Below are 11229 nucleotides of genomic sequence, written 5' to 3'. Positions count from 1 at the left end.
CACCGGCACCAGGCCACGCAGCACGCTGTCTTCGTGATGGCCGCCATGCTGCATGTCGAGCGTGACGGCATCGAAACCCTGCTTGGCGACGATCTCGACCGTCAAGGCATCCGGCACACCGGACCATGCGGTGAACAACGTTTCATCGGCCGCGAGGCGGGACTTCAGGGACATGAACTCTTTCCTTGTTAGCGACCGCAGTTTCAGCCGGAAACCGCGGCAAAGGCAAAGAAAAACCGCCCGGATAGGCCGGGCGGTCGATTGGTCCAGCGTATGGCCGCGGGATCAGCGCATGGCCCGGATCAGGTGTTCTTGATCTGCTCGATCGCCTGCGCCATCAGTTCGTCCATGGTGCGGCGGATCTGGTGGTCCGACTGCTCGACGCCGGCCGCGTCGAAATCCCCGCGGATCTTGCGGAACACGTCGTGGTCGCCGGCCTCCTCGATGTCGGAGATAACCACTTCCTTGGCATAGGCGTCGGCATCGGCGCCGGACTTTCCGAGCTTTTCGGCGGCCCACAGGCCGAGCGCCTTGTTGCGGCGCGCCGAGGCCTTGAACCGAAGCTCCTCGTCGAATGCGAATTTACGCTCAAAGCCCTCTTCACGGTCTTTCATGCTGCTCATGGCGTCCCTCCGGGTCAAATTCGATTCGTTGGCGGTGAATATGTGCGTTGTCAAAGCACAAACCAAAAGGTCGCGGGCCGGTCAATATGCTTCATCGCATGCTGCGCTGCGGCATTTCAGTCCCGAAAGCGGTTGATTGGAAGGATTTGCCGATTGAGCAAACGATGTGATTGGGATAGACCCGGCATTGAACCCTACCGTAGCCGCACTATTTCAGGCAGACGGACAGGAAATGGTCTGATACCGCCTGTCCGGAACCTCAGAGAAAAATCAGATGAAAAATCGCCGCCGCATTTATGAAGGCAAGGCCAAGATACTCTATGAGGGACCCGAACCGGGCACGCTTATCCAGTTCTTCAAGGATGATGCAACCGCGTTCAACAAGAAGAAGCATGAGGTCATCGACGGCAAGGGCGTCCTCAACAACCGCATTTCCGAGTATATTTTCAACCATTTGAACCGCATGGGCATTCCGACCCATTTCATCCGCCGGCTGAACATGCGCGAGCAGTTGATCAAGGAGGTCGAGATCATTCCGCTCGAAGTGGTGGTGCGCAATGTCGCCGCCGGCTCGCTGTCCAAGCGGCTCGGCATCGAGGAAGGCACCGTTCTGCCGCGCTCGATCATCGAATTCTATTACAAGGCCGACGCGCTCGACGACCCGATGGTGTCGGAAGAGCACATAACCGCGTTCGGCTGGGCGAGCCCGCAGGAAATCGACGACGTGATGGCGCTGGCCATCCGCGTCAACGACTTCCTCTCCGGCCTGTTCATGGGCGTCGGCATCCAGCTCGTCGACTTCAAGATCGAATGCGGCCGCCTGTTCGAAGGCGACATGATGCGCATCGTCGTCGCCGACGAGATCTCGCCGGACTCCTGCCGCCTGTGGGACGTGGCGACGCAGGACAAGCTCGACAAGGACCGTTTCCGCCGCGACATGGGCGGCCTCGTCGAGGCCTACCAGGAAGTTGCCCGCCGCCTCGGCATCATGAACGAGAACGAGCCGCCGCGCCCGACCGGCCCGGTGCTCGTCGCCTCGACCGACGGCCTCAAAGGCAAGCCGCACTGATCGCGGTTTGCGACCCGATAATCAGAACAGGAGCATGTCCAGCGTGATCAAGGCCCGCATTACCGTCACCCTCAAGAACGGCGTGCTCGACCCGCAGGGCAAGGCGATCGAACACGCATTGTCCGGCCTGGGCTTCGGCGGCGTCGGCACGGTGCGGCAGGGCAAGGTGTTCGATGTCGAGCTGGCGGAAAGCGACAAGGCCAAGGCCGAAGCCGACCTCAAGGCCATGTGCGACAAGCTGCTGGCGAATACGGTGATCGAGAATTATAGTGTGACGCTTACCTAAGGCTGTGCCGGAGGCACGGATGCCTGAAGTCACGAATGAACTGATGTACGAGCTTCTCGAGATTGTAGCGATCAGGCTTGCAGGCGTTGAGCACGCAAACGGACGTCAACAATATCTACGCGATAGCAGGCCGTATCGATCAACATCTTGAACGGATTGAGCAGCGCCTCGAGTTGCGCTAACTCGCCGAAGCACAAAGGCCTTACGAACGAAATGAAATCAGCCGTCGTCCTCCTGCCTGGCCTCAATCGCGACCGCGACATGATCGCGGCGCTGACCAAGATTTCGGGAACACCGCCGGTCACCGTCTGGCAAACCGACACCGAAATCCCCGATGTCGATCTGATCGCCATTCCGGGCGGTTTTTCCTTCGGCGACTATCTGCGCTGTGGCGCGATCGCCGCGCGCATGCCGGTCATGCGGGCAGTGGCCGAAAAAGCGGCCGCGGGCGTGACGGTCATCGGCGTCTGCAACGGTTTCCAGATCCTGGTCGAGGCCGGCTTGTTGCCGGGCGCCTTGATGCGCAACACCTCGCTGAAATTCGTCTGCCGGCAGGTGAAGCTCGAGATCACCAATGCCAACACCATGTTCACCCGCCGCTATCAGCCGGGCCAGATCATCCGCTCGCCGGTCGCGCATCATGACGGCAATTATTTCGCCGACGCCGACACGCTTGCCCGTCTCGAAGGCGAAGGCCAGGTGGTGTTCCGCTATGCCGAGGGCACCAACCCCAACGGCTCGATCAACGACATTGCCGGCATCGTCAACAGCCAAGGCAATGTGCTCGGGCTGATGCCGCATCCGGAAAACCTGATCGAAGCAGCCCATGGCGGTACCGACGGCCGCGGACTGTTCGAGAGCGCCCTCGGCATCGCTGCCTGACGATATCGAAGCGAACAGCTTGAAAACAGCCGGACATTCCTGTCTCTTTGGAGCAAGTCTGGTTCATTGGGGAGAGAGACGGTCATGAAACTCTATTCGCGGCCGTTGTCGCCCTACTCGTCGATCGTGCGGGCATTGGCCTACATCAAGGACGTACCACTCAAGATCATCGCGCCGCCGCCCGGTTTTCCCATCCCGGAAGAGTTTCGCGCCATCTCGCCGATGAACCGGATTCCGGTGCTGATCACCGGCTCGGGCGAGACGATTGTCGAATCGGTGGTCATCGCCGAATATCTCGAGGAACGGTTTCCAGAACCGGCGCTGCTGCCCCCCGATTCCAAGGACCGTGCGCTGGTGCGCATGTTCGCCCGCATCACCGATCTCGATGTGCTGACCCCGTTGATGAAGCTTTTCGAGCTTCATTCCGTGCCGAAGCGCAACAATGCCGAGATCGACGCTCAGTTCGCCCGCCTGCATCATGGACTGGCGGCAATCGAGGCCCGTATGGCGCAAGGGCCCTTCGCACTCGGCGACGACATCAGCTTCGCCGATGCCTGGCTGACGCCGACGCGGTTCATCTTCAACAATTTCCGCGCCATGACAGGACGCCACGACCTGCTCGACGCCTATCCCAAATTCGACGCCTACCAGCAGATCGCCTCGCAACACCCGGCATTGTCGCGTGTGTGGGGCGAGATGACCGACGGCTTGAAAATCTTCCTGTCCGAGCTTGAGATGGGTGCCGCTTGATCAAGTCGAGGACGATCGCGCTGGTCGCCGCGGCGGGCTTTGTGCTGGCATCCTGCCAGTCGACGCCAAAGAGCACGCCTGTTCCCTCGGGCAAAAGTGCAGCGCTGCTGGCCATGGAACAAGTGGCGATCGCCGCCCACAAATGCTGGATCGCCAGCAAGGACCCGGCCTTCAAACCGTATCAGATGGCCAATGAGCTGAATTCGTTCAGCGGCACGCCGCGTTTCCTGCTGGTTCCGGCCAAGCACTATGGCGGCAAACCTTTGCTGGTCGTGCAGGCGCAAGGCAATTCTAGCCGTGTCGACGTCTTCGGACCGCTGATGAACGATCCGCTCGGCGCCCGCATCGGCTCCGACATTTCCCGCTGGCAGGCCGGCAATCCGGCCTGCGCCGCGACGGCCTAGCCCATGGGCCGCTTTCTGCAGATTGTGGGGCTGGTCATCGGTCTGGCCGGGCTCATCCTGCAGTTCTGCATCAGCATTCCTGCATCGATGGAAGCAGGCCGCAGCCTGCTTGGCTCCGTCATTTTCGTCTTCAGCTTCTTCACCATCCTGACCAACATCGGCGCGGTGCTGGTGTACACGTCGCTGCTGTCACCCACCTTCTATGCCTGGCTGCCGGCCTTTGCAGGGGCGCGGATGCGCACCGGCGTTGCGGTTTCGATCGCACTGGTCTTCATCATCTACGCAACGGTTCTGGCACGACTCTGGCAGCCGCAGGGACTGTTCCTGCTCTGCGATGTTCTCCTGCACTACGTCACGCCGGTGCTGTTCGTGCTGTGGTGGCTGATATCGGGCGCCGACGGCCGGACACGCTGGAGCGACATTTCGTGGTGGGTGATCTATCCCATCGCTTATCTGGTCTATGCGCTGGTGCGGGCGCCGCTTGCCGGCGAGGTGCCCTACCCTTTCCTGAACATCGCCAAGAACGGCGCGACCAGCGTCGTCATCTCAGCTGCAGCCATCACCGGACTTTTCCTCGTGCTGTGCGTGGTCGCCGTCCTTGCGGACCATGCCGTTGCACGCACCAGGGCGTCGAGGGTCCGTTAGAACTGTGCGGACCTTCTGTCCGGATTTCCCGGGACCATCATCTTTCCCAAACCGGTTCCCACTTTTGGGATCACGGTCAGTCCCAGAACGGCCTGATGCCCTCGCGGTGGGCGTCGCAGCGCGTGACGCCGATATCCTTGAGCTGGTCGTCGGTCATCTCCAGCAGAGCCAACCGGCTGCGGCGGCGATCCAGCAGGTTGTCGATCCATCCTGCCAGCGACCTCAGCACGCGCACAAGGCGGCTGACAAAGCCGCGCTGAGCCGACGGGCGTGTCGATTGGGCCGATAATGCAGCGCTCGAATGACGTATTGTCGCAATTGTATTCATTTTCTTTCTGCCAAAGTCCTAAATTGTACCCTTTTGGCACGCGATTGATATGTATTGACTCATCTATCGGTGCAATATAGAAAATTGTCACCATGACAAATTGGCTTCCAGATCTCACTGCCGGCTCCGGCCCGCTGTATCAGCGGCTGGCGGATTCCATCGAGACGGACATCGATCGGGGCGTGATCGATGCCGGCGCAAAGTTGCCGCCGCAGCGCGACCTCGCCTACGACATCGGCACCACCGTCGGCACGGTCGGCCGGGCCTATCAATTGCTGCGCGAGCGTGGGCTGGTGAGCGGCGAGGTCGGGCGTGGAACCTATGTGCTCGGCCAGCGCGCGAAGCCGGATTTTCCGGCTCCGGACGTCGGCGGCGAAGGCACGCGCTATATCGATGCGCCTAAAGGCAAGCTGCGTTTCGACAGCACCGCAGCACCTGATATCGGCCAGGGCGACATTGTCGCCGGTGTCCTGTCGCGCACGGCGCAGGACCATCCGCATGAGATTTCGAGCTACACCAGGGATTTCCCCGAACGATGGTACGAAGCCGGCGCCCGCTGGTTGGCGCGCAATTCCTTTCGCCCGGATGCCGACACCATCGTTCCCACGCTCGGCACCCATGCGGCGGTGATGGCGGCGATCGCGGCGCTCACCATGCCTGGCGACTATGTTGCCTTCGAGCACCTCACCTACTCGCAGGTTTCCCGCAGTGCCGGCTTGATCGGCAGGCGCACCGCGTTGGTGGCATCGGACGATGAAGGCATCGATCCGCAGGATTTCGAGCGCGTCTGCGCGCAAAAGCATCCCAAAATGATCTTCCTGATGCCGACGGCGCAGAATCCGACGCTGGCCACCTTGTCGGCGGCGCGCCGCGAAGCGATCGCCCATGTCGCACGCGAATACAATGTCGTCCTCATCGAGGACGACCTCTATGGCAATCTGACCGATGATCCGACGCCGTTGCTGGCCGAATATGCTCCTGAGAGGACCATTGTCGCGGGCGGCCTGTCGAAGTCGGTCGCAGCCGGTGTGCGCGGCGGCTGGCTTTCCTGCCCGCCCGCCTACCGCCACCGCATCCGCGTCGCCCACAAGATGATGACCGGCGGCATGCCCTTCCTGCTGGCGGAGGTGAATACAAGGCTGGTGCTGTCCGGTCAGGCGGATGAGATACGAAAGCGCAGCATCGCCGAAATCAGCGCCCGCATCGCCATCGTACGCGAGACTTTGGCCGGCTTCGCCTTCAAGTCGCATGACAGGGTGCCCTTTGTCTGGCTGACCCTGCCCGACCCCTGGCTTTCCGGCACCTTCAAGAACGCTTGCCTGGAGCACGGCGTGCTGATCGACGACGAGGACGAATTCAAGGCCGGCCGTTCCGAGCAGGTTTTCCATGGCGTCCGCTTCGGCGTTTCGCAGCCGAGACAGCGCGGGGATATCGCTGAAGGCGTTGCGGTGATCCGGCGACTTCTCGATGAAGGCCGCGCCGGCTACGACAGCTTCTCCTGACACTGCGTGGCTTTGTCCGGTTTTCCGTCGTTTTTCGTCAATCCATGGGTGTATCGGCCGCAAGGCTTGCGATAAGACGGGACTCAAAATCCCAACGTCCCGGATAAAAATCGCCGCCCATGACCATTTCCAATTCCGTGCCGATCACCCCCGAGCTCATTGCCTCACACGGGCTCAAGCCCGACGAGTACCAGCGCATTCTCGACCTCGTCGGGCGCGAGCCGAGCTTCACCGAACTCGGCATCTTCTCGGCGATGTGGAATGAGCACTGCTCCTACAAATCCTCGAAGAAATGGCTGCGCACGCTGCCGACCACCGGACCTCAGGTCATCCAGGGGCCGGGCGAGAATGCTGGCGTGGTCGACATCGGCGATGGCGACTGCGTCGTCTTCAAGATGGAGAGTCACAACCACCCATCCTACATCGAGCCCTACCAGGGTGCGGCGACCGGCGTCGGCGGCATATTGCGCGACGTCTTCACCATGGGCGCGCGGCCGATCGCGGCGATGAATGCGCTGCGTTTTGGTGCGCCCGACCATCCCAAGACCAGGCACCTCGTTTCAGGCGTGGTTTCCGGCGTCGGCGGCTATGGCAACGCGTTCGGCGTGCCGACGGTCGGCGGCGAGGTCAATTTCGATGCCCGCTACAATGGCAACATCCTGGTCAACGCCTTTGCAGCGGGCCTTGCCAAGACCGATGCGATCTTCCTGTCCGAAGCCAAGGGAGTCGGCCTGCCGGTCGTCTATCTCGGCGCCAAGACCGGCCGCGACGGCGTCGGCGGCGCCACCATGGCTTCGGCCGAATTCGACGACAAGATCGATGAGAAGCGTCCGACAGTGCAGGTCGGCGATCCCTTCACCGAAAAGTGCCTGCTGGAAGCCAGCCTCGAACTGATGGCCTCGGGCGCCGTCATCGCCATCCAGGACATGGGTGCGGCCGGCCTCACCTGCTCGGCGGTCGAAATGGGCGCCAAGGGCGACCTCGGCATCGAGCTCGATCTCGACAAGGTGCCGGTGCGCGAAGAGCGCATGAGCGCCTACGAAATGATGCTTTCGGAAAGCCAGGAGCGCATGCTGATGGTGCTGCGTCCGGAAAAGGAAAAGGAAGCCGAGGCGATCTTCCACAAATGGGGGCTCGACTTCGCCATCGTCGGCAAGACCACCGACGATCTGCGCTTCCGCGTGCTGCACCAGGGCGACGAGGTTGCCAACCTGCCGATCAAGGATCTTGGCGACAAGGCTCCGGAATATGACCGGCCGTGGATCGAACCGAAGAAGCCGGCGCCGCTGGCCGCCAATGACGTTCCGCAAGCCGATGTTGCAGACGCGCTGCTGAAGCTGCTCGGCGGTCCCGACCTGTCTTCGCGCCGCTGGGTGTGGGAGCAGTATGACACGCTGATCCAGGGCAATTCGCTGCAGCTTCCAGGCGGCGATGCCGGCGTGGTGCGGGTCGAAGGCCATGCGACCAAGGCGCTCGCCTTCTCGTCCGACGTGACGCCGCGCTATTGCGAGGCCGACCCTTACGAGGGCGGCAAGCAGGCGGTGGCCGAATGCTGGCGCAACTTGACCGCCACCGGCGCTCTGCCGCTGGCCGCAACCGACAACCTCAATTTCGGCAACCCGGAACGGCCCGAGATCATGGGCCAGCTGGTCGGTGCCGTGAAGGGCATCGGCGACGCCTGTCGTGCGCTCGAATTCCCGATCGTCTCCGGCAATGTCTCGCTCTACAACGAGACCAACGGCCAGGGCATCCTGCCAACCCCGACCATCGGCGGCGTCGGCCTGATCGCCGATTGGTCGAAGATGGTGCGGGCCGGCTTTGCGGCCGAGGGCCAAATGATCCTGCTGGTCGGCGCGCCGGCGTCCTGGGGAACGCATCTCGGGCAATCGGTCTATTTCAGGGACATACACGGCCGCACGGATGGACCGCCGCCGCCGGTCGACCTCGAGCATGAAAAGCGCGTCGGCGACCATGTGCGCGCGCTCATCGCCTCCGGCATCGTCACGGCGGCGCATGACGTTTCCGATGGCGGTATCGCGGTGGCTTTAGCCGAAATGGTGATGGCGTCCGGCATCGGCGCCACCGTTCCCGGCCTTGTCGGCACCGACCCGATCCCGGTCTGGTTCGGCGAGGATCAGGGCCGTTATCTGCTGACGCTGTCGATCGACCCGCATGGTGACGAATGGGACGCCATTCGCAAGCAGCAGGGCGAGCTTGGCATCTTCGCGCCGTGGATCGGCTCCACAGGCGGCAGCGCGCTGAAGCTTGGCGACGCCAGGGCAATCCCGGTCAGCGAACTCTCCTCGGCTCACGAAGGCTGGTTCCCGCGCTTCATGGATCAGGCTAGTTGACCACACTGGCTGCCCGGGCGCTGCTTGCAGTCGTTTTCTGGCCGTCGCTGTTCTTCTTCTGGTTCCTGGGACCGTTCGTCTTTTTCCTGCTGTCGACAACCTCGAGCGAGGTTTGTATGCGGCTGGAAACACGTGCGGAGTTCCTTGCCGCGGCGAACGGCGCCGTCCCGATGCTGGCGCTGCAGAACCTCCTCTACGCGGTCCCGATCATCTGCCTGGTGCTCTGGGGCCGCCTTTTCCCGGATCCGGCACGGGCAAGGCACATCGTCACCTGCGTCAAGCTTTTCGCCGGCACGGTGGTCGTGGGCGCGTTGTGGGAGTACGGCTCGTCGCTCATCTGCGACGGCCATGGCCAAGGGTTCTTCTCGCCGGCTTGGCAAATGACGAGCTATCTCCCCATTGTCAGCCTGCTGCTCAACGCGCCGCTCTATGTGCTTGCCTTCGGCCTTGGCCGCGCTTTCTCGACACGCGAGGACGTTGCCGAGGATGAAGCAAGCCCACCGGCCTAGTCTTTCTCTGAAGCCGTGTGGCCGTTGGCGGGACAGAACGGCTTCAATCCGGACCGGAAAGGCTTTAGGCTCACCCGACTCTCATCTTATGGCCGGCTACCGGCCGCTCGAAACAGGATTTTGCCATGGCAATGGATGCCCACGACATCGAAAAACTGATCAAGGACGGCATTCCGGACGCCAAGGTGACGATTCGCGATCTCGCCGGCGACGGCGACCACTATGCGGCCGAGGTGGTGGCCGAGAGCTTTCGCGGCAAGAGCCGCGTCCAGCAGCACCAGATGGTCTATGACGCGCTGAAGGGCAATATGGGCGGCGTGTTGCACGCACTGGCGCTGCAGACCAGCGTTCCCGACTGACCCTTAGCGCTTGGCCCAACACGGCTCATCCTTTGCGCCATTTCAGCCACGGCGCGGCTAACGTCTTGTTTCGAGCAATCGTTGGGTTTATTTGAAGGGTATGTTTCGAGCCTGACTCCCACAGGCGGGAAAGGATATTCCATGAGCGGCATCAACGACTACATCGACAATGAAGTGAAGGGCAACGACGTCGTCCTTTTCATGAAGGGCACACCTGGTTTCCCGCAATGCGGATTTTCCGGCCAGGTCGTCCAGATCCTCGACTATATCGGCGCCGACTACAAAGGCGTGAACGTCCTGGACTCGGCTGAACTGCGCCAGGGCATCAAGGAATACTCCAACTGGCCGACGATCCCTCAGCTCTACGTCAAGGGAGAATTCGTCGGCGGTTGCGACATCGTGCGCGAGATGTTCCAGGCGGGCGAGCTGCAGACGTTCCTCGTCGAGAAGGGCGTCAGCGTCAAAGGCGCCGCCTGATTTCTGTTTTGTGCGTGCCCTAAATCGACGTTGATTTTCGGGCATCGAGCACCAGGCACCGGGGCAACCTCACCTCGGCAATTTTCATGTCCTGACCCCAGGACCAGGACGAGCCAATGCGCCGGCCCGCCGGCGCATTTTCGTTTGAAAGATCGGACTTGCCGTGGACCAGCCAAGACCAGCGCCGCAATCGGCAAGCAAACTGCCCATTCCGCGCTGGGAGTTCATCGCTCTGTGCGCGGCACTGATGGCGCTGAACTCGCTGGCCATCGATATCATGCTGCCGGCTCTGCAGCAGATCGGCGCCTCGCTCGGCGTCGAAAATGAAAACCACCGGCAGTATGTCATAACGGCGTACATTCTGGGCTTCGGCGGCGGACAGCTATTCTTCGGGCCGATCTCGGATCGCTTCGGACGTCGCGCACCACTGGTCGCCGGGCTGGTGATTTATGTCGCCGCGGCTGCGGCCGCCGCCGTTGCACCAAGCTTTGAAACACTTCTGCTGTGCCGGGCCGTGCAAGGCATCGGTGCAGCCGCCACCCGCGTCATCGCGGTCTCGATCGTGCGCGATACGTTCGACGGCCGGCGCATGGCCGAGGTGATGTCGCTGATCTTCATGGTGTTCATGGCGATACCGGTCATTGCTCCCGGCATCGGCCAATTTATCATGCTGTTTGCGACCTGGCATTGGATCTTCGTCACCATGGCCGTCGGTGCGCTGCTCGTCTCGGCCTGGTCGCTGCTGCGCCTTCCTGAAACGCTGCATCCCGAACATCGCCGGCCGCTGACGCTCAACTCCATTGTCGGCGGGTTTCGTATCGTTCTCACCAACCGCATTGCGATCTGCTATGCCTTCGCCAGCACCTTCATTTTCGGCGCCATGTTCGGCTTCATCGCTTCGGCGCAGCAGATCTATGTCGACATTTTCAAAGTCGGCGAGATGTTCCCGGTCATCTTTGCTGGGGTTGCGGGCGTGCTCGCCTTCTCCAACTTTCTGAACTCGCGCCTTGTCGGCCGCATCGGCATGCGCCGCCTGTCGCAGAG

At 61.9% G+C, this 11229-nt stretch carries 14 protein-coding genes and 1 pseudogene; 12 read left to right on the top strand and 3 right to left on the bottom strand.

The genetic code is table 11. The features are described 5' to 3' along the window. Nucleotides 1–174, bottom strand: a pseudogene (locus EN925_RS40600) (2,4-dihydroxyhept-2-ene-1,7-dioic acid aldolase); the annotation flags it as partial. Between the two features lie 128 nt (nt 175–302). Beyond that, nucleotides 303–623, bottom strand: a complete 321-nt coding sequence (locus EN925_RS08165) for a DUF1476 domain-containing protein (protein WP_013532126.1) — start codon at nt 621–623, stop codon at nt 303–305. A 274-nt stretch (nt 624–897) separates the two neighbouring features. Here EN925_RS08165 and purC point away from each other — a divergent pair, with 274 nt between their 5' ends. The 6 genes from purC to EN925_RS08135 all read left to right on the top strand — a co-directional run bounded on the left by purC (nt 898) and on the right by EN925_RS08135 (nt 4659). Then, a complete protein-coding gene (purC, locus tag EN925_RS08160; protein WP_013532127.1) occupies nt 898–1692 on the top strand; it encodes a phosphoribosylaminoimidazolesuccinocarboxamide synthase in 795 nt (264 codons plus the stop codon). 43 nt (nt 1693–1735) lie between these two features. After that, on the top strand, nt 1736–1978 hold the full coding sequence (gene purS, locus EN925_RS08155) for a phosphoribosylformylglycinamidine synthase subunit PurS (RefSeq protein ID WP_013532128.1): 243 nt from the start codon (nt 1736–1738) through the stop codon (nt 1976–1978). A 213-nt stretch (nt 1979–2191) separates the two neighbouring features. Further along, nucleotides 2192–2860 carry a phosphoribosylformylglycinamidine synthase subunit PurQ gene (gene purQ, locus EN925_RS08150; protein ID WP_024504558.1) on the top strand — a complete coding sequence of 223 codons (669 nt, stop codon included), beginning with the start codon at nt 2192–2194 and terminating at the stop codon, nt 2858–2860. An 84-nt stretch (nt 2861–2944) separates the two neighbouring features. Continuing rightward, entirely contained in the window at nt 2945–3610 is a 666-nt protein-coding gene (locus EN925_RS08145) for a glutathione S-transferase family protein (protein WP_013532130.1), read from the top strand. Continuing rightward, complete coding sequence (locus EN925_RS08140; RefSeq protein ID WP_013532131.1) at nt 3607–4014, top strand: hypothetical protein; 408 nt, start codon at nt 3607–3609, stop codon at nt 4012–4014. Before EN925_RS08145 ends, EN925_RS08140 begins: the two co-directional genes overlap by 4 nt. Nucleotides 4015–4017: 3 nt before the next feature. Beyond that, nucleotides 4018–4659, top strand: a complete 642-nt coding sequence (locus EN925_RS08135; protein WP_013532132.1) for a Pr6Pr family membrane protein — start codon at nt 4018–4020, stop codon at nt 4657–4659. A gap of 76 nt (nt 4660–4735) precedes the next feature. On the opposite strand, the gene EN925_RS08130 is transcribed toward EN925_RS08135, so the two are convergent. Beyond that, nucleotides 4736–4987, bottom strand: coding sequence for a DUF1127 domain-containing protein (locus tag EN925_RS08130; protein WP_027162365.1), 252 nt, complete (start codon nt 4985–4987; stop codon nt 4736–4738). A gap of 92 nt (nt 4988–5079) precedes the next feature. On the opposite strand from EN925_RS08130, the gene EN925_RS08125 reads away from it, so the two are divergent. The 6 genes from EN925_RS08125 to EN925_RS08100 form a co-directional block, all read left to right on the top strand. Continuing rightward, nucleotides 5080–6489, top strand: coding sequence for a PLP-dependent aminotransferase family protein (locus EN925_RS08125; protein ID WP_013532134.1), 1410 nt, complete (start codon nt 5080–5082; stop codon nt 6487–6489). 119 nt (nt 6490–6608) lie between these two features. Beyond that, nucleotides 6609–8840, top strand: a complete 2232-nt coding sequence (purL, locus tag EN925_RS08120; protein WP_013532135.1) for a phosphoribosylformylglycinamidine synthase subunit PurL — start codon at nt 6609–6611, stop codon at nt 8838–8840. Then, entirely contained in the window at nt 8837–9349 is a 513-nt protein-coding gene (locus EN925_RS08115; RefSeq protein ID WP_127370286.1) for a hypothetical protein, read from the top strand. Before purL ends, EN925_RS08115 begins: the two co-directional genes overlap by 4 nt. Nucleotides 9350–9474: 125 nt before the next feature. Next, nucleotides 9475–9708, top strand: a complete 234-nt coding sequence (locus EN925_RS08110; RefSeq protein WP_010909092.1) for a BolA family transcriptional regulator — start codon at nt 9475–9477, stop codon at nt 9706–9708. 141 nt (nt 9709–9849) lie between these two features. After that, the gene (gene grxD / locus EN925_RS08105; RefSeq protein WP_013532137.1) at nt 9850–10185 is read left to right on the top strand and encodes a Grx4 family monothiol glutaredoxin; all 336 of its coding nucleotides are present in this window, start codon (nt 9850–9852) and stop codon (nt 10183–10185) included. 247 nt (nt 10186–10432) lie between these two features. Continuing rightward, the coding region (locus EN925_RS08100; protein ID WP_245487212.1) for a Bcr/CflA family efflux MFS transporter at nt 10433–11229 on the top strand (797 nt) is incomplete at its 3' end.

The organism is Mesorhizobium sp. M7A.F.Ca.US.006.04.2.1 (assembly GCF_004022915.1).
Classification (GTDB): domain Bacteria; phylum Pseudomonadota; class Alphaproteobacteria; order Rhizobiales; family Rhizobiaceae; genus Mesorhizobium; species Mesorhizobium ciceri.
This window is presented reverse-complemented; position numbering and strand designations above follow the sequence as displayed.